Annotated in this window: 16 protein-coding genes; 7 read left to right on the forward strand and 9 right to left on the reverse strand. The window is 52.9% G+C overall.

The features are described from left to right. Positions 1 to 9: 9 nt before the first annotated feature. Genes PAEVO_RS22740 through PAEVO_RS22750 form a run of 3 tightly spaced genes read left to right on the forward strand, consistent with a single transcriptional unit; the run spans position 10 to position 2,516 of the window. Positions 10 to 882 carry an energy-coupling factor transporter ATPase gene (locus PAEVO_RS22740; protein ID WP_100539807.1) on the forward strand — a complete coding sequence of 291 codons (873 nt, stop codon included), beginning with the start codon at positions 10 to 12 and terminating at the stop codon, positions 880 to 882. Then, positions 831 to 1,688, forward strand: a complete 858-nt coding sequence (locus tag PAEVO_RS22745; RefSeq protein ID WP_100539808.1) for an ATP-binding cassette domain-containing protein — start codon at positions 831 to 833, stop codon at positions 1,686 to 1,688. The genes PAEVO_RS22740 and PAEVO_RS22745 overlap by 52 nt, the downstream gene beginning before the upstream one ends. Positions 1,689 to 1,724: 36 nt before the next feature. Then, entirely contained in the window at positions 1,725 to 2,516 is a 792-nt protein-coding gene (locus PAEVO_RS22750; RefSeq protein WP_100539809.1) for an energy-coupling factor transporter transmembrane component T family protein, read from the forward strand. A gap of 108 nt (positions 2,517 to 2,624) precedes the next feature. Here PAEVO_RS22750 and PAEVO_RS22755 read toward each other — a convergent pair whose 3' ends face one another. From PAEVO_RS22755 to PAEVO_RS22785, 7 genes are all read right to left on the reverse strand, one after another. Continuing rightward, entirely contained in the window at positions 2,625 to 3,803 is a 1,179-nt protein-coding gene (locus PAEVO_RS22755; RefSeq protein ID WP_100539810.1) for a PCYCGC motif-containing (lipo)protein, read from the reverse strand. Between the two features lie 85 nt (positions 3,804 to 3,888). Further along, positions 3,889 to 4,893, reverse strand: coding sequence for a polyprenyl synthetase family protein (locus tag PAEVO_RS22760; protein WP_100539811.1), 1,005 nt, complete (start codon positions 4,891 to 4,893; stop codon positions 3,889 to 3,891). 32 nt (positions 4,894 to 4,925) lie between these two features. After that, on the reverse strand, positions 4,926 to 5,363 hold the full coding sequence (locus PAEVO_RS22765) for a hypothetical protein (protein ID WP_100539812.1): 438 nt from the start codon (positions 5,361 to 5,363) through the stop codon (positions 4,926 to 4,928). A gap of 117 nt (positions 5,364 to 5,480) precedes the next feature. Next, positions 5,481 to 7,364 carry an FAD-dependent oxidoreductase gene (locus PAEVO_RS22770; protein ID WP_100539813.1) on the reverse strand — a complete coding sequence of 628 codons (1,884 nt, stop codon included), beginning with the start codon at positions 7,362 to 7,364 and terminating at the stop codon, positions 5,481 to 5,483. A 50-nt stretch (positions 7,365 to 7,414) separates the two neighbouring features. Then, positions 7,415 to 8,323, reverse strand: coding sequence for an FMN-binding protein (locus tag PAEVO_RS22775; RefSeq protein WP_100539814.1), 909 nt, complete (start codon positions 8,321 to 8,323; stop codon positions 7,415 to 7,417). Positions 8,324 to 8,481: 158 nt separating this feature from the next. Beyond that, positions 8,482 to 9,414, reverse strand: a complete 933-nt coding sequence (locus PAEVO_RS22780; RefSeq protein ID WP_100539815.1) for a dihydroorotate dehydrogenase — start codon at positions 9,412 to 9,414, stop codon at positions 8,482 to 8,484. Beyond that, the gene (locus PAEVO_RS22785; RefSeq protein ID WP_100539816.1) at positions 9,395 to 10,096 is read right to left on the reverse strand and encodes a dihydroorotate dehydrogenase electron transfer subunit; all 702 of its coding nucleotides are present in this window, start codon (positions 10,094 to 10,096) and stop codon (positions 9,395 to 9,397) included. The genes PAEVO_RS22780 and PAEVO_RS22785 overlap by 20 nt, the downstream gene beginning before the upstream one ends. A 164-nt stretch (positions 10,097 to 10,260) precedes the next feature. On the opposite strand from PAEVO_RS22785, the gene PAEVO_RS22790 reads away from it, so the two are divergent. The 4 genes from PAEVO_RS22790 to PAEVO_RS22805 all read left to right on the forward strand — a co-directional run bounded on the left by PAEVO_RS22790 (position 10,261) and on the right by PAEVO_RS22805 (position 14,539). After that, positions 10,261 to 10,797 carry an NAD(P)H-dependent oxidoreductase gene (locus PAEVO_RS22790; RefSeq protein ID WP_100539817.1) on the forward strand — a complete coding sequence of 179 codons (537 nt, stop codon included), beginning with the start codon at positions 10,261 to 10,263 and terminating at the stop codon, positions 10,795 to 10,797. 456 nt (positions 10,798 to 11,253) lie between these two features. After that, complete coding sequence (locus PAEVO_RS22795; protein WP_009595865.1) at positions 11,254 to 11,583, forward strand: PadR family transcriptional regulator; 330 nt, start codon at positions 11,254 to 11,256, stop codon at positions 11,581 to 11,583. After that, entirely contained in the window at positions 11,583 to 12,905 is a 1,323-nt protein-coding gene (locus PAEVO_RS22800) for an FtsW/RodA/SpoVE family cell cycle protein (protein WP_100539818.1), read from the forward strand. The genes PAEVO_RS22795 and PAEVO_RS22800 overlap by 1 nt, the downstream gene beginning before the upstream one ends. 314 nt (positions 12,906 to 13,219) lie before the next feature. Then, positions 13,220 to 14,539 (forward strand): FtsW/RodA/SpoVE family cell cycle protein, encoded by a 1,320-nt coding sequence (locus PAEVO_RS22805; RefSeq protein WP_100539819.1) that lies wholly within the window; start codon positions 13,220 to 13,222, stop codon positions 14,537 to 14,539. 130 nt (positions 14,540 to 14,669) lie between these two features. Here PAEVO_RS22805 and PAEVO_RS22810 read toward each other — a convergent pair whose 3' ends face one another. Beyond that, positions 14,670 to 15,674, reverse strand: coding sequence for an ABC transporter ATP-binding protein (locus tag PAEVO_RS22810; RefSeq protein WP_100539820.1), 1,005 nt, complete (start codon positions 15,672 to 15,674; stop codon positions 14,670 to 14,672). Beyond that, positions 15,671 to 16,684: an ABC transporter ATP-binding protein gene (locus PAEVO_RS22815; protein ID WP_100539821.1), complete on the reverse strand. Its 1,014-nt coding sequence runs from the start codon at positions 16,682 to 16,684 to the stop codon at positions 15,671 to 15,673. Before PAEVO_RS22815 ends, PAEVO_RS22810 begins: the two co-directional genes overlap by 4 nt. Between the last annotated feature and the right edge of the window lie 1,087 nt (positions 16,685 to 17,771).

Here is a 17,771-nt window from a genome sequence, read left to right on the forward strand (position 1 = left end):
GCGTTAGGCATGGGCACAATGGATAAGTCAGAGCATGCAGTAAAGCTCAAGCACGTATATTACGGACAGGGCTGCACGAACGTGCTCAAGGACGTTTCGCTGACGATTCCCCATGGGCAGTGGGTATGCATCGCCGGAAGGAACGGGGCAGGCAAGTCTACGCTGATTCGGCTGTTGAACGGTCTGCTCCTCATGAGCCGGGGACGCATTCTTATCGATGGGCTGGAACTGAACGGCCGTACGCTGGGGGAGATTCGCCGTCATATCGGCATGGTGTTTGCCAACCCTGACGATCAGTTTGTCGGCCTCACCGTAGAGGATGATATCGCGTTTGGCCTGGAAAATCTGTGCCTGAGCCGGGAAGAGATGCTGCAGCGGATTCGGACCTATGCGGAGCGGCTGGATATGGTCCATCTGCTCCATCGCCATCCGGCTACTTTATCCGGCGGTCAGAAGCAGCGCGCTGCCATTGCCGCCGTACTGGCGATGGAGCCTTCTATCATTGTCTTGGACGAGGCAGCTTCCATGCTGGATGAGAAGGCTAAGAATGAGCTGCTGGGTTTCATGCGAACTATGCATAACGAAGGCCGATACACGATCATCTCCATCACCCATGACGTAGAGGAGATGGCCGAAGCCGACCGGATGATCGTGCTGGATGGCGGCATGGTGACGGCGGACGGAAGCCCAAGGGAGCTGCTGCTGCAGGAAGAGCTGCTCCAGCGTTGCAGGCTAAAGGTTCCGTTTGCCCTCCAGCTATGCAGGGAACTGAAAGCGCGGGGGATTGATATCGGCGAGCTGGTTAGGGAGAAGGAGGTGCTGGAGGCGTTATGGTCATATCATTCGAAGAGGTCTCTTACCGCTACCGGGACCGGGGGATGAGCCCTATTCTTGGACTCGACGGTCTTCATCTGGAGCTGGAGGAAGGTAGAATGATTGCTGTTCTCGGTGCGCCGGGTTCGGGGAAATCTACGCTTCTCCAGCATCTGAACGGATTGATACGGGCTGATGAGGGCTTGATTCGTATATTGGATTTCCGTCTTGAATCGGGTGACAGCAAGAAAGTCCCTGCCGGTCTGCGGCAACGCGTCGGTCTGGTGTTCCAATACCCGGAGCAGCAGCTGTTCGAAGAGACGGTGGAGAGAGATTTGCTGTTCGGGCCGCTTAATTTCGGGCGGAGTCCAGCCGAAGCTGCCGAGGCGGTCCGCAGAGCGGCTTCCTTCGTCGGATTGGACGAGGAGCTGCTGACACAGAGTCCCTTTAAGTTAAGCTCGGGCCAGATGCGAAAAGCGGCGGTCGCAGCCGTATTGGCGGCGGACCCCGACATTTTGGCCTTGGATGAGCCTACGGCTTCCCTCGATCCTGCGAGTCGCGAGGATTTGATGGAGCGGCTGCATGGATTAACGAGGACCCAAGGCAAGACGGTTCTCATCGTCACCCACCGGTTGGAGGAAATTGTGGCCTATGCGGACGAGTTCGTTGTAATTAAAGATGGCCAAGTCGTATTTCAAGGAACGGCCAAGGAACTGGTACACCGACAGGAGGTGCTGGAACAGGCGGGACTGATGGCCCCGTCGTCCGTGCGGATGGCGGGCAAGCTGGCAGCACAGCTTGGAGTACAGCCTCCGGAGATGCCGCCGGATGCGGCGGCGCTGGCGGATTGGTACGCAGGGCAGCTTGAAATGTAGGGCAGGGCGAAGCAGAGGCGAGAGGAGGAAGCATGGATGAAACGAAAAATCATCCTGGGCCGATATATGGAAGGTGATTCATGGATTCACCGTCTGGATCCGCGTGCCAAGACGGCGGTCATGCCGCTTTTTATGGTGGCCGTGTTCCTGGTAGACGGATATATGGGGGTCCTTGCGCTGCTGCTGTTCACTGCGGCGGTGATCCGGGCTACGGGTATCCCGTACCGTTATTTCATCCGAGCCATGAAGCCGCTGATGTTCCTGCTGTTGTTCATCCTGGTATTTCACCTTCTTTATGATGCGGGAGGCGGGAAACTGCTGGATGTGGGCGCGTTCAAGGTGTATGCCGGCGGATTGGAAAAAGGCATCGTGTCCGCCTCACGGATGGGACTCTTCATCATGTTGGCGGCGGTGCTGACCTTCACGACCCAGCCGGAGCAGCTGGCCCAGGGGCTCGGCAGCCTCCTGCGGCCCCTGACCTACACCGGTGTGCCGACCGATCGGCTGGTGCTGATGCTCGGGATTGCCCTCCGGTTCATTCCGACCATCTTCGAGGAAGCCGAGCGGCTGTGGAAGGCTCAGCAGTCCAGGGGACTGGACCTGTCGTCGCGGTCGCTCAAGGAAAAGGCACGGCTGATCATTGCCCTGCTGGTGCCCGTAACGACAGGCGCATTCCGGCGAGCCATCGGGCTTGCCGATTCCATGGAAGCCAGAGGCTACCGGCTGGGTGCGCCGCGAAGCAGGTTCAGGGCCTTTGTATGGAAGCGGGCGGACACGCTGTTTGTCGCATTGTTCCTGCTGCCTGTGGCCGCGGCCGCGCTGCTGTGATTGGGGCTTGATGAAAATGAAAACCGCAGTCCTTAAGGACTGCGGTTATTTTACTCGAAATTGAAAAAACACCGTTCCATATAGGAACAGTGTTATCTGTCATACATATTAATTCGACGGCATCGGCGTATTCGTCGGCTCGATCCCCTGGTAGGCCTGGTCCACGGATTGCCGGATTTCCTTCATGTTAAGACCTTGCTGTCTGCCGCTCAGGTACATGTTCGTGACGTCCAGGCAGGTTTGACAGAACTTCGCGTGCGTGGTTGGCGTGAGCCGGCCATCGTCCTCTTGAGCATAGTAGCAATTGAGGTTGCTGCTGTGGCCTGCATCACCGCATCCGCAGAAGCAGGGCATAAAGGCCAAATGGCTGGCGTGGAGGATGGCTGCATTATATTCCTTCACGCTGGACATATGCGGAAGAGGCGCATCGGAATTCAGCAGGTAGTCGCTTTTTCCGTCGGATCGGCCTGCAAGGTTTTCCGCATACAGGATGTCGCTGCTATATGCACCGCTTACCACTTGAACTCCATTCACGCCTTCGAAGGTTTGCAGTGTAAGCGCGATGGCTTGTTCCGCCCGGTTTCCCTCCTCTGAATCGGTAAAAGCACGAAATGAGGGGGACAACTCAACCACGGTCACGCCATGCTCGGTCCGGATTTCAACGAAGGTTACGCCGTCAGGGATGGCGCTTTCAAGTTCAGGCGGTAATAGATCTCCAAGCTGGGTCAGCATGGACATGGCACTAACCTTGGGATAGCGGACGGATGAATCTGTCTGCACGTACTGGGATACTGGCGTAAATAAACCGGAATGCGGGTCATAGGCATGGAGGGTTACGCTGGGCATCGTGCTGGGGATAGCGGAAAGAATCGTCCCCTTGGGCGGACGTGCACCGTTTGCAGCGAGATCTTCCAGTTCGCGCAGGATCTTGTCGCTTGATATATCTTCGGTCAGTCTCCCGAGTTCTTCATCCTGAGCGTTCAGGAACAGGATGGTCGGGTGCTCTGTAATGCCGTACCGGTTAACGGCTTCCGTATCCTCCGAAATGCTGAAATACTGGTAACGGTAGGCTTGCGAGGCAGCTTCCATCTGTTCCATCACACCCAGCGCTTTGGAACAGCCGCCGCAGCCCTTGAGCGCAAAGATGGCGATGGAGCTCACTTGCGTGTCACCGGTACCCTGCTTTCCGAGAGGGGATGTTTTGAACAGCATGAAGCCCCCTGCAGCAAGCAGGATCAGGAAGATCGTCAGCGCCATTCTCCACCGCCAGATTCGTGTGCGGTTCATGTTCTATAACATCCTTTCATATCGAACAGGGATGCATCCATGATGGATGTATCCCTGTTCATTTGGAGTATATGGATTCATGTCTTTAGGGCAGAAAATAATGGAGCAGGGCCTGCAAGTCATGCTGGGCGGGATGATCGGCAAAGTCGCCGATCATCCGCTGAGCCTGTTCCGCATAAGACCGTGCAAGCTCTTCGCTTTGCATAATGGCCCCGCTTGCGGCGATGTGGAGGATGACCTCATCCATGTCAGCCGCCGCAGAATGGGGACCGAGCTGCCTGATTCCAGGTGCAAGAGTTGGATCGTTGAGGGCGTAAAGCACCGGCAGCGTAATGTTGCCGTTTCGCAGGTCTGCGCCGGCCGGCTTGCCGATGGCCTCCTTGGGCTTCGTGAAATCGAGCAGGTCATCCCGGATTTGAAATGCCATGCCGAGCGACTCCCCGAATTGAAAGAGCCGTTCAGCGGTTCGTGCGTCTGCTTTGGCTGCTTCCGCGCCCGCTTTCAGGCAGTGGGCCATCAGCAGGGCGGTTTTGCAGCGCGTTTTCTCCAAATACTGCTCCAGTGTTTGATCATAATTAAAGCGGTGGTGCAGCTGATCGTATTCTCCCATGCAGAGTTCGGTGACCAGAGCCGCAAGCTCGGCTAACCGGTAGGCATCCTCTTCGGAGACATCTTCGCTGATCCTGCCTGACTCGTCATTGGGATTACCCGCGGCCCATTCGATGGCGCGGGCAATCATGTAGTTGCCGATGTGCACGGCCGTCTGGACATCCGTTGTTTCATGCAGGGTTGGCATGCCTCGCCGCATATCGGATTGATCGATGATGTCATCGTGTACCAGCGAGGCCATGTGTAAATATTCAAGCAGAACGGCCGTTTTCATGACGGCCGGCTCATGCCCGCTTTCCCCGAAACGGCTGCCGAGCACGACCATGAGCGGGCGCAGCCGCTTGCCGCCGGCGTTAATGAGATCCATGACGCTGCTCAGCACAACGGAGGGAGGAGTGAGGTCACGGTCTGAGGTGACCACCTCCCGGAGCAAGCGATCAAAGGAAGCGAGATCCACTCCAATTTGGTTATGAAGGTTCATCTGTATCAGCGCTCCTTTCCCCAGATAACTCCTTACGCGCTCCGTTGCTCCAGATAGCTGCGGATTTCACGCTTCAGCTCTTTAAGCAGGATTTCGGGTGAAACGTTCTTCATTAGTTTCAGTTGCATGCGCTTATGGAGGGGGAGAAGCCGGGACAGCAGCTTCCATTCCTTCCGTTTGGCGGCAATCCGGTACATGAGCCCGGTCAAATAATCGCCGTCCAGCAGCATGCGCGTCAATCTCTCGTTGTCCTGTGCCTGCAGCTTGCCGTGCTTGCTTAGCGCGGAATGAATCAGGATGCTGCATGCCAGCACCGTCATTTTACGGGAATAGGCCAGTTCATAAGCGTTGATCATATCGGCAATGTCTCTCACCGGCCTGTTATCCATCTCCATCCAATCGATATCCGTTCCGGAATCGATATGCGACCGAAGCAGGTCGATCGTATCCTGTAATAGCTTCATATCCATCGTTATTGACTCCTTCCGGAAGGCTCGTGTTGATTAAGAGTGTGAATCCCGCAGAACGGCCTATGAACCGAATCGGCAGCATGATAAGATAAGCCGATTGTCGCGAATGGTGGAAGATTAGTCCGTATACACGTACCATCGCCTTACGATCGGTATTCGTTTCCATACCTTCTTCAGCCAAGGATATACATAGTAGTCCAGTCCGAACGTGCTGCCCGATCCACCGATTAAGGCGATCCCAGCTGCCAGATACCACAGCATTTCGTTAGGTGCCATCCCCGATACCCAAACCATCGCGCCCATAGCAACGCTGGCTACGGCTGCAGGTGCCGTGAACAATCCGACGATCAGCAGGATGCCGACGATCAGCTCAGCCAGGACCATCGAGGTCTGAAACACATAGGCGAGCGAAGTATAGCCGCCGTCGCCGGTGTAGAACATCAGGTCCATCGACCAATCGACAATGGATTTCATGAAACCCGGAACCGGCAGGGCGGATACCGCTTCTGCGGTATAAGCGGAGGCGGCGGAGACCGCGTCAGCCGCTCCAGCTCCGGCTGCTCCGGCAGCATCGGCGCCGGCAGCAGACGCTGCGCTTACGCCATCGGCTGCTTTGGCAGGAATAAGGAACACCTTATTCGGATCCTCGATAATCTTATGGATCTTATCCCATCCCTGAGAGAGCCACATCCATCCGGCAAAAATCCGCAGCGGAACGAGCCAGAAATTCGGAGAGCGTTTGGCAAAATGTCCGCCCACGAAGCTGCGATTGTTCCGAACATGGAAGAATTCATGCAGCAAGTAGTGATATACCTTGTTGAAGCCGCAAACCTGGAACAGATAGAGCATATTGATCATATGTTTGACCAGCATAGCCATAAAGCCGCTGAGCCTGAACATGTGGCCAGGCACACCCACGTTAGCTACCCCGTAGCGGCTGCCGATGCAGACCATCGTCCCGTGGAACGTCGGTTTGTAGGATTTCATCGGTTTGTTCAATAGTTCAGCCACAATGTTATGCGCGATGACCGGGGCTGCGAGTTCCGCATTTTCCACCATTTGAGGTACGGGTGCAGCCGCTCCCTCAGGAATGTAGAAAATATTGTCCCCGACGACATAAACGTTCGGATGGGCAGGAACTTGAAGCTTGTCGTTGGTCAGAATACGCTTGCGGCCTTTTTGCTCGACATCCATATTGCCGACCACATCGGAACCCTCAACTCCTGCGGTCCAGATAACCGTACGGGATTTGATGTCGCTGCCGCCAACGGTAACGCCGTCCGATTTCACTTCCGTAATCTTGGAGCCTGTGATGATATTGACGTCCATTTTGCGCAGCCGTTTCTCAGCTTTGCGGATTAACGGTTCGGGCAGGATCGGCAGGATCTTGTCGACCATGTCGGCGACATGAAGTGTAACCTCGCTTGGATCGACGTAGAACTCTTTGCATAATTGTCGAGTGAATTCGGCCAGCTCGCCGATCATTTCGACCCCGGTGAATCCACCGCCGACCACGACAAAGGTCAGCATTTCTTTGCGGACCTGCGGGTCGCGCTCCAGCACGGCTTTTCGGAACATGTTCAGGGTGTGTTCCTTCAGGCGGACCGCATCATCATACGACCATAAGGTAAAGGCGTGTTGATCTGCGCCCGGTATGCCGAAGAAGGTTGGCTTGCTGCCTGTTCCGATGACCAGATAATCATAGTTATAGGTTTGTTTCTCTCCACGGAGTGTTTGACCGTCAAAGTCAATGCCGCCGATTTCATCCAGCACCACGTCTACATTGCGGAATCCGGAGAACACTTTTTTCAGGTCGATTTTGATGGAATCCTCCTCGACCCGGTTCGCGGCCACTTCATGCAGCTCGGTCAGCAGCGTATGATACGGCTTGCGGTCGATGAGTGTTATCCGCAAATCCTTCTGTTTGCGCAGTCGTTTAGCCAGCTTCTTGGCGGTAAGTATACCGCCATATCCGCCGCCCAGCACGATAATCTGTTTCATGCGAATCTCCCCTCAAGGAATAGTTGTCTTCTATCTATCGCTCTTGTGGCTTATTTGGCGCCTTCGAGTGCTTTTGTTGCCAGCTCTACCAATCCGTTGACGTGGATGGACACACCGGAGATTGCATCGGTTTTGCCGTCTTCCGCCGTTACGATTGCTTGCGGATCTTGCTTTTCAATCAAATACTGCTCGGCTTGGTAAGCCTGTTCATGCCATTCGGATTGAGCTCCGCCGTTCTTCATGCCGTATTCACCGGATTTGGAACGGGTGACTTTGTCGGTGCCGCCGTCTTTATGAACGCCGTTCCAGCTGACCGCGGCGATCTTGCCATTAATAACGGTAACGTCGACGGTTTCCTTCCAACCGGACTTGGCATCGAAGTCAGCTGCCTCTGCGTGATAACTGCCGTCTTTGTATGGTCCTGCTTCAACAGGTCCCGCCGCCAGCGCTTTTGCTGCCAGTTCCGTAAAACCGTTGACATGGATTGATACCCCGGACACGGCATCCGTGCGGCCTTCATCGTTCAAGGTCAAGCCTTCAATCGACTGCTGAGCCACCAGATATTCCTCCATTTTGGCTGCCTGCTCATGCCATTCCGCTTGAGCGCCGCCTTTTTCCTTCATGCCGTAGAAGCCTTTTTCGGAAAACATCTTCTTGTCCAAGCCGCCGTCCTTATGAAGTCCGTTCCAGTTGGCGCTGACGATCTTGCCGCCTTCGACTTTAATCGCTACAAGTTCCTTCCAGCCGGAGTCTTCGGCAAAATCGCCTTCGGCGTAATATAAGCCGTCCTGCAGGGTTCCTTCTTGTGAAGGCTGTTCTGTATTACTTGCGTTATCCGTGTTTTGGCTCTCTGCCGGTTTGTCCGTGGTGACAGGCTCTTTGTCTCCGTTGCCTCCGCAGCCTACGAGCAGCGCAAACATCAACATGACGGAGAGGGATAGAGAGAGTGTCCTTTTCATTCTGGTTTCCTCCTATGATTTTGTGAATTACTTCACAAATATTGTTCTTGAGTTCATTTTATTCTTAAAAAGAATAGTTATCGGTGAAAAAAATCACAAAGAGTCTCGGTGCTTCATGTTCGGCATGATCCTGTTGATTGTGTATGCAGGTTCATAGGTTAGATAATGCCTCGAATGTCATCCAGCGAATGGATGCCTTCGCTTTCCATCAATTCAATCAATTCATCGGCCAGGGTATCGCCGGCCCGCAGGTTGACGAAGTTGTAGGTTCCGATCTGTACGGCAGCGGCGCCAGCCATAATGAATTCGAGGATGTCCTCGGCGCTGCTGATGCCGCCGATTCCAACGACCGGGATGGATACGGACCGTGCCACCTGATGGACCATGCGGAGCGCGATCGGCTTAATTGCCGGACCGGACAGCCCCGCGTAGGCTCTGTCAAAAACGCTTCGCCGTTCTCGAATATCAATCGCCATCGCTTGGATCGTATTGATGAGCGAAAGACCATCAGCGCCTTCGGCTTCACACATGCGTGCCATTTCCTTCAAATCCCTTGCACCGGGAGAGAGCTTGACGAGCAGAGGCAGCGTGGTCGCTTTCCGGACTGCGCGAACCACCTCTTGAGCCTGCTCATTCTCAACGCCGAAGGCCAGCCCGCCTTCCTTGATGTTGGGGCAGGAGATGTTGAGCTCAATCATGTCGACGGCTCGTTTGCCGGATGACCGTAACTTGAGACTGGCTTCGGTAAGCAGCTCGGCGCCCTCCGTATATTCCCGTATGGTGCCGCCGCCAAGATTGACGATGACCGCCGTCCCGTGCGAGGTCATCTCGGATAATTCACGTTCCAGAAAAGCGGGGATGCCCGGATTCTCAAGGCCAATGCTGTTCATGATGCCGGATGGCGTTTCATAAAGCCTTGTTCCTGAATTTCCAATTCGTGGAGTCAGGGTCAGTCCCTTGGAGATAATGCCTCCAAGCTTGCGAAGCGGATACAGATCCGCATACGGTTTGCCGAATCCAAACGTGCCCGATGCCGCCAAAATCGGGTTCGCCAGCGGTACGCCCGCCAGTTCACAATCGATGGAGATCATTCCAGTTCACCTCCTTCGCCGGAAATACGGGGCCATCGGTGCATACCTTGCGGCTAGAGCCAGCGGAGGTTAACGTGCAGCTGTTGCATGCCCCGATGCCGCAGCCCATTCGCTTCTCGATGGAGACGTGGAGCTTGGCGCTGGTACCTTCCGCTTTTTGGGCCAGACTGTGCATCATGGCAACCGGTCCGCATGCGAATATCGTATCATAGCGGCTCGGGTCCACTGCATCGACAATGGTGCCGCCGGATTTGACGGTGACATTGCGGCCTAACTCGTGGAATCCGGTGACTCCGAAAGGGACGCTGGTGTATCCCAGATATACGCTGGCCTCGGGTATTTCCTTAGCTGCCAGCAGCAGCGGGGCTACTCCAATGCCGCCTCCTACCAGTGCCGTCCGGCCTTGGGGCTCGGGGAATCCTTGCCCGAAAGGTCCTTCCAGCTGAATCTTGTCACCCGCTTGAAGCGCCGATAGCAGCCATGTGCCTGTTCCATGCACGCGATATAAGAAGGAAACGGAGTCCTCCGTCTGGTTATGAACGCTGATCGGTCGTGACAGCACGGGATAGGTATCCCAGCAGCGAAGCATGAAGAACTGTCCCATTCGTGCCGAATAGCTGCCTTGAACGGTAAGTCGATATATGCGATGGGCCAATCTGACATTTTGAATAACAAGGGCCACGTTCTCATTCTCCTCCCTTGGCGTACTTTTTCCGCCCGCTATGTTCCTTGCTACAGTATCACAGACGGATAACGCTACCTGTGACATTTCTCATATTCGGGCGTTATCCGGGATTGATACCTTTTGTATACATACACGAGACTGAAAAGGGTGGGGGATCATACGTGAGAACACTGGTGATCGTTGCACATCCGGGTCTGCATGAGGGATCACGGATCAATCGCGAACTAACCGAAACGGCGAGACATAATCATGAGGTGACGATTCATGACCTCTATCAACGGTATCCGGATGGAGGCATCGATATCGAGGCCGAACAGCAATTGCTGCTCCAGCATGACCGCATCGTGTTTCAATTCCCTTTCTGGTGGTACAGCTCACCGCCCCTGCTGAAGCATTGGTTCGACGAAGTGCTGACCTTCGGATGGGCGTATGGGCCGGGCGGTGACAAGCTCCAGGGAAAAGAGTGGGGCGTAGCCGTTACAACCGGCGGAGTCGCGGAAGCCTATGGCAGTGCAGGATACAACCGCTACACGGTGGAAGAGCTGACACGGCCCTATGAAGTGACGGCGAGCCTGGTAGGCGCGATCTACTTGCCGGTATTTACCGTTCATAATGCCATGCAGTTGACGGATGAAGAGCTGCAGCGTCATGCGGAGGATTTTGCGTTGCACGTTACAGGAGCGGTGAGATCCAGGTAAGGGTTACTATTGAAAGCGTGCAGCTGCAGTGATGGTTCGATTTAATATTCATGAATTCGGCCGGATTCCATGAGTTGTTCCACGCGAAAGTATGTAGGATTCAAGTGTGTGTATCCATTCGGAGAAGGAAGAACTGAATAGCTGCTAAATTAGCCTGACGGAATTAGCCTGGCAGCAGAAGCTGCCGGGCTTTTCGGTGTACTGGCGAATTTCCGCGGATTCCGGCATATTTCGAACGATCAGGGGAGATTCCTGGGACTGCTGTGCTTAGGGTATGCTGCTGTTCTCATAAAAAAGGTAGGTGCGAAGAGCGCCACGATTTATTGATTAGAATGTAGATGCGGGAATTGCCAAATGACTCGAAAACATTCGTTGCATTGTGGAGACGCTTATTTTATACTCATATACATAGATTTACGATACATAGATTATCTAGGTATTGGAGTGATAGGGCGAATGGGCATTAACAAGGAGCTGCTGAAAGGCAGTACCGTCATTTTATTGCTTACCGTATTAAACAAGCGGGAAATGTACGGGTACGAGTTGATCAAGGAGATCGAGCAAAGTTCGGACGGGGTGTTCCTGATGAAGGAAGGGACGTTATACCCGATTCTGCACACGCTGGAGGCGGAGGGTTGGCTGGATTCTTCCTGGAGCCAGCATGATGGACGCAAACGGAAATATTACCGGATTACCGAGCGCGGCAGGGAACAGCTCCATGAGAAGACCAAGGAGTGGGTCAAATTCCGTACGGCGGTGGATACGGTCATCGGGGAGGGAAGCTAGTGCGACCGGTTGAAGAATACAAGGTTGTCCAAGACTTCCTGGCCCGGGTGTGCAAGCAGGTACGCGCAAGAGCCATGCATCCGGAAATCCGCGAAGAGCTGCTCGGCCATATCGAGGAGCGGACGGAGCTTCTAATGTTGGAGGGCAATGCGGAGGAGCCTGCGGTGCAGGAAGCAGTGAAACAAATGGGGGATCCGGGGGATATCGGCAAAAGTCTGCATATGGCTCATCGCCCTCAGTTGGACTGGAAGCTGCTTGTCCTGCTGGCCTTGCTCTCGATGATTGGGTTGTTCGGGGCACTGAGCGTGGATTATTCGGGTACGGAAGTCGTATCGGACTTTTTTGTGAGAAAAGCCGCGTTCTTCGGTATAGGACTGATCCTACTCGTCGGTCTGTATTTTCTGGATTACCGAAAGCTTAAGAGGTGCTCGGGGGTGTTGTTTTTTATCACGTTATGCCTTATGGCATTTACGTTGATTCGGGGTGTTGACGTCAATGGACTAACGATATTCCTGGATTTCGGCCCAATTATGATCCCAATGCTCGGTGTAGCATCTGTTTTTCTTCTCCTTATCGCCTTGTCAGGCATGAAGCCTGCGAGTCAGTGGGGGCTATGGGAAAGTGTATTCCACATCCTATATCGAGGTGTGCTGCCGATCATACTATACAGCTTGAGCGGTTCCATGGTGTATTTGTTCATCTATTTGTTAGGGTTCCTGGTACTGACCTGGACGACGAAAAGGAATATTAAACAATTTGCGGTACTAACGCTGCTGCCGTTTTTTGGATTAGCCTATATCTTGTTTACAAAAAGGGTATACCTCATGTGGAGACTTGAGGGGCTCGCAGACCGTGAGGGGGGCGGTGGTTATTTCATGCGGGTCATCGCGGATGCCGTTTCTTCTGCCGGTTGGTTCGGTCAAGGTTTTGCTGCGCCGAATCCGGGGATCCCGTACGTTTATAGCGACTCCATATACCCCTATCTGATATATTGCTTCGGCTGGTTGTTTGGCATTGTGGTTGGAATGGTTGTTCTTTTGTTCCTCGCCAGAGTGTGGAGTATATCCAATGTACTTCACGATTCCTACGGGAAAAATATCGTGACGGGTGTCATCGTGGTAATGGGGCTGCGCCTGCTCATGCCGATCCTTATGGGACTGGGAGAGGTACCTGTTATCAGCCTGGACTTTCCTTTTATTTCGTATGGCGGCGTCAACAACATGCTGGATTTTGCCATCGTCGGCCTGCTCCTCTCCATTTACAGACGCAAAAACATGATCCCACGCGGGGTGGGAGAAGCGGCCCCGATGAAGGTGGCTTAGTTAAATGGTCTATCTAGGCAGCCTCTATTTTAATCGGACAGACTTATCGTACAACACCTGCTGTTTTTAACTTACATGATACTAGATAACTCTCTTCGGATTGGTTAAGGAGGAACGGGATTCAATATAACACGGATGTTCATCCGAGGTACGATTGAACGCCAGACCCATCGTGAGGAGAGTTATCTTTTTTATCGTAAAGGACTGTAAAAAGATTCATGTTTTAACTAATAACCCCTATCTATATTCGAGGAATGCCATCAAACTTATGGCAATTCAAACGATAACTTACATTCTGGTCAAGGAGGAACCACATGCGGCAAATGGAGGAGAATATGGTTGTCCGGCAATTTTTGGACCGGGTGTGCAAGCAAGTGCGCACGAAGCAAATGCATCTTGAGATTCGAGAGGAGCTGCTAGGTCATATTGAGGATCGGGTCGAACTGTTGATGCTGGAGGGACATCCTGAAGAGTTCGCTGTACAGGAAGCAGTGAAACAAATGGGGGATCCGGGGGATATCGGCAAAAGTCTGCATATGGCTCATCGGCCTCAGTTGGACTGGAAGCTGCTCGTTATGCTGGCCCTGTTCTTAATCATTGGACTGGTTGGCATGGTGAGTGTTTATTACGCGGATGAAAGGTATTCCGTTAGCCTAGTCGAGAGGAAGTTGTTTTGCTTCGGAATCGGAGTATTATTCCTGATAGGTTTTTACTTTCTGGATTATCGAAAGCTAAAGAAATACTCGGCCCCTGTGTTTTTCCTTATTGTTATTCTAATGGTCATTTCATTGGTATATGGACAACTGCACGATAGGAGAACTGACTATATCAACATAGGTCCCATTGGAGTCAATATGATCACTTTCTCCTTGATACCGCTTCTGCTCGCTTTGGCAGGGATGAAGCCTGCCAGCCAATGGGGACGGTGGGAGGCGGTATTGAACATCCTCTATCGAGGAGTACTGCCTGTGGTCCTCTATAGCATAAGCAGCTCTATTATCTACACGTACATCTATGTGATTGGGTTCCTGATTTTGACATGGAGAACAAGTAAAAGCTTGAAACAATTCGCTATGATCGCGGCGCTGCCTCTTGTCGGAGTAGCTATTTTTCTCAGCACCCAGACAGATCATTTACTGCTCCGGTGGAGAGAATTTATGAACCCTTCTGCCAAAGAAATGTGGTATATGGGAAATAACGCGGATGCCATCCAAGCAGCAGGCTGGTTTGGGCAAGGTTTTGGTCAAGCTACACCGAGGATCCCATATGTCCTTTATGATAACGTGTTTCCATACCTCATCTATTGCTTCGGCTGGTTGTTTGGGATAGTAGTTGGCGTGCTGATTCTGCTGTTCCTCGTTAGACTATGGAATATTTCTACGGTTCACAAGGATCCTTATGCGAAGCATATCGCTGCAGTACTCATCGTTGTTTTTGGTTTTCGGCTGCTTTGGCCGCTGCTCATGGGGCTGGGTATTCTTCCAAAGGTTACATTGGAACCACCCTTCTTCTCTTATAGCGGGATGAACCAAATCCTGGACATGGCAGCAGTCGGCCTACTCCTCTCCATCTACAGACGCAAAAACATGGTCCCAAGCGAGGTGGGAGAAGCGGCCCCGATGAAAGTGGCTTAGTGGAAGCTGAAGATCATCCTTCGATTTCGACTAGCAGGCTAAAGTTTTGCAAAAGAAAAAGCGAGACCTTGGGCTCTCGCTTTTTTCTCTTTTATAGAGAGGTACCGTTATCCGTTCGGCGGCGTATAAGCTACACCTTCTCCAGTGCACCGGCTGCGATTTCTTCGATGTAGTGGCACGCCGCCTGATGACCTCCGCGCTCATCGACTTCTCGAAGCAACGGAGCCTCGGATCGACAGCGATCCGTGGCATACATGCAGCGGGTATGAAACCGGCAGCCGGAAGGCGGGTTGATCGGGGACGGAACATCCCCCTTGAGAATGATGCGTTCCTTTTTACGCTCGGGATCCAGCGTCGGGATGGCCGACAGCAGAGCGCGGGTGTAAGGATGCTGCGGGCGCCGGAAGAGGGAGTGCTTATCCGCGATTTCCACAATCGTTCCCAGATACATCACGATAATCCGATCCGAAATATGCCGAACGACCCCGAGATCATGGGAGATAAACAGATAGGTCAGCTTAAATTCCTTCTGGAGCGACTTCATCAGATTGAGCACCTGTGCCTGGATAGACACGTCAAGCGCAGAGACCGCTTCATCACTGATGATTAGCTTGGGATTCACGGACAAGGCGCGGGCAATCCCGATCCGCTGCCGTTGCCCGCCGCTGAATTCATGCGGGTACCGATTAGCTTGATAGGCGGCCAGGCCGACCGTTTCCAGAAGCTCGATGGCCCGTCCTCGCCGATCCTTTTTGGGAACGACATTCTGAATGTCCATCGCTTCTTCCAGGACTTGCAGCGCTGTTTTTCTAGGATTCAGCGAAGCATAAGGGTCCTGAAAAATCATCTGCAGATCTTTGCGCTTTCGGGTCATCTGCGTTTTGTTCAGGGAGAGCAGATCGGTCCCTTCGAACAAAACCTCGCCGGCCGTTGGTTCCTCCAGCCTCAGGATGGCCCGGCCCGTGGTTGATTTGCCGCAGCCGGATTCGCCCACGATACTGACAGTTTCCCCCTTATCTACGGAGAACGAAATATCATCCACGGCTTTTACGACGTTGACGGTACGGCCCAGGATGCCCCCCTTGATTGGAAAATACTGCTTGAGATTCTTTACCGTTAACAGCTCTTTGCTCATGGCAGAACGTTCACCTCGCTTTCCGTCTCCCATTGATCGGTGTATTTCCAGCACCGGACTTGCTGGTTATCATCCAGCACCTGAAGCTCCGGCAGTTTGTCATAGCACAGCTTGGCTGCATGGGGACAGCGGGGGGCGAAGCGGCAGCCTTCTTGCGGATCATAGGGGCTTGGAACAGAGCCTTTAATCGGCTCCAGTGTTTCTTTATCGATATCATGCCGCGGTAGCGAGTTCATCAGGCCGATGGTGTAGGGGTGCTTCGGATGCTTGAAGAGGGTCCGTACATCGGTATACTCCACCACTTTTCCGCAGTACATAACCGCTACGTCATCGCAGGTTTCCGCGACGATGCCCAGGTCATGGGTGATAAAAATAATCGACATCTGCAGCTTTCGCTGCAGCTCCTTCATCAGCTCCAGAATTTGAGCCTGAATGGTCACGTCAAGCGCCGTGGTCGGCTCATCTGCAATGAGCAGATCCGGATTGCACGCCAGCGCCATAGCAATCATGACACGTTGGCGCATACCCCCGGACAACTGGAAGGGGTATTGCCGGACCCTTTTTTCCGGGGAGGGGATGCCGACCAGTTTCAACATCTCAACGGCTTTGTCCATCGCTTGTTTTTTGCTCAGATTCTCATGGATTTGGTAGGCCTCCGCGATCTGATCGCCGACGGTGAAGACCGGGTTGAGCGATGTCATCGGCTCCTGGAAGATCATCGAGATCTGATTGCCCCTTATTTTGCGCATCTGCCGGTCGGATTGTTCGAGCAGATTCACACCGTTATACAGGATCTGGCCACCGACGATTCGTCCCGGATGAAAGATCAGCCGCAGGATGGACAGAGACAATATGCTTTTTCCTGAACCGGATTCGCCCACGATCCCGAGCGTCCTCCCCTTGTGCACGGTTAGGCTGATATCATCCACCGCTTTCACTTCGCCCATTTCGGTGAAAAAAGAGGTTTGCAGGTTCTTGATCGTGAGCAAACTTGAAACGTGCTGTTCCATCTTGTCTAAGCTCCCTTCGCTTTTAATTGGTCTTGCGTGCGTCCGTATGGACTCCCAAATGGATCGATTTTCGGTAAATAGTGGAACGTATATGTCCGCATTGGCTCACAATCAGCTCGATTTCAGCAAGTAGCAGATTCTGTGTCCGCATGGACACAAAATTAGCTCAATTGGTTGGATTGGTGATATTCGAGGACTGTGATTCCGCTATTTCTTGATTTTCTGCTCTTTAGCGGAGGTATGAGGACATGAGATCCGCTATGGCAAGATATTGAGGGTTAAATTCGTGATTCTGGGTTGATTAGCGGATCCTGTGTCCGGCTGGTCTCCCAAATGGATCGATTTCCGGTAAATAACGGATCGTGTGTCCGCATTGGCTCACAATCAGCTCGATTTCAGCAAAGTAGCAGGTCTGTGCTGATTTGCTAGCGGATCGTATGTCCGCATGGACTGAAAATTAGCTCAATTGGTCTGGATTAGCGATACTTGTTGATATTTGAGGACAGTAGTTCCGCTATTCCTTTGTTATCTGCCTTTTAGTGAAGTTATGAGGACATGAGATCCGCTATCGCAAGATGTTGCGTGCTAAATTCGCGATTTAGGGTACATTAACGGATCCTGTGTCCGGCTGGTCTCCCAAATGGATCGATTTGCGGTAAATAGCGCATCGTGTGTCCGCATTGGCTCACAATCAGCTCGATTTCAGCAAAGTAGCAGGTCTGTGCTGATTTGCTAGCGGATCGTATGTCCGCATGGACTCAAAATTAGCTCAATTGGTCTGGATTAGCGATACTTGTTGATATTTAAGGACAGTAGTTCCGCTATTCCTTTGTTATCTGCCTTTTAGTGAAGTTATGAGGACATGAGATCCGCTATCGCAAGATGTTGCGTGCTAAATTCGCGATTTAGGGTACATTAACGGATCCTGTGTCCGGATGGCCTCCCAAATGGATCGGTTATCGGTAAATAACGGATCCTGTGTCCGGATGTACTCCCAAATGGATCGGTTTTCGGTAAAAAACGGATTGTGTGTCCACATGGCCTCCCAAATGGATCGATTCTCAGCAAATAACGGATCATGTGTCCG

It is taken from the genome of Paenibacillus sp. GM2FR, from assembly GCF_002803325.1.
Taxonomy (GTDB): domain Bacteria; phylum Bacillota; class Bacilli; order Paenibacillales; family Paenibacillaceae; genus Paenibacillus_AQ; species Paenibacillus_AQ lautus.

What these genes read in the sequence shown, in the direction of transcription:
- PAEVO_RS22740 (WP_100539807.1), top strand. Translation starts at nt 10, where the DNA reads ATGGGCACAATGGATAAGTCAGAGCATGCAGTAAAGCTCAAGCACGTA.
- PAEVO_RS22745 (WP_100539808.1), top strand. Translation starts at nt 831, where the DNA reads ATGGTCATATCATTCGAAGAGGTCTCTTACCGCTACCGGGACCGGGGG.
- PAEVO_RS22750 (WP_100539809.1), top strand. Translation starts at nt 1,725, where the DNA reads ATGAAACGAAAAATCATCCTGGGCCGATATATGGAAGGTGATTCATGG.
- PAEVO_RS22755 (WP_100539810.1), bottom strand. Translation starts at nt 3,803, where the DNA reads ATGAACCGCACACGAATCTGGCGGTGGAGAATGGCGCTGACGATCTTC.
- PAEVO_RS22760 (WP_100539811.1), bottom strand. Translation starts at nt 4,893, where the DNA reads ATGAACCTTCATAACCAAATTGGAGTGGATCTCGCTTCCTTTGATCGC.
- PAEVO_RS22765 (WP_100539812.1), bottom strand. Translation starts at nt 5,363, where the DNA reads ATGGATATGAAGCTATTACAGGATACGATCGACCTGCTTCGGTCGCAT.
- PAEVO_RS22770 (WP_100539813.1), bottom strand. Translation starts at nt 7,364, where the DNA reads ATGAAACAGATTATCGTGCTGGGCGGCGGATATGGCGGTATACTTACC.
- PAEVO_RS22775 (WP_100539814.1), bottom strand. Translation starts at nt 8,323, where the DNA reads ATGAAAAGGACACTCTCTCTATCCCTCTCCGTCATGTTGATGTTTGCG.
- PAEVO_RS22780 (WP_100539815.1), bottom strand. Translation starts at nt 9,414, where the DNA reads ATGATCTCCATCGATTGTGAACTGGCGGGCGTACCGCTGGCGAACCCG.
- PAEVO_RS22795 (WP_009595865.1), top strand. Translation starts at nt 11,254, where the DNA reads ATGGGCATTAACAAGGAGCTGCTGAAAGGCAGTACCGTCATTTTATTG.
- PAEVO_RS22805 (WP_100539819.1), top strand. Translation starts at nt 13,220, where the DNA reads ATGCGGCAAATGGAGGAGAATATGGTTGTCCGGCAATTTTTGGACCGG.
- PAEVO_RS22810 (WP_100539820.1), bottom strand. Translation starts at nt 15,674, where the DNA reads ATGAGCAAAGAGCTGTTAACGGTAAAGAATCTCAAGCAGTATTTTCCA.
- PAEVO_RS22815 (WP_100539821.1), bottom strand. Translation starts at nt 16,684, where the DNA reads ATGGAACAGCACGTTTCAAGTTTGCTCACGATCAAGAACCTGCAAACC.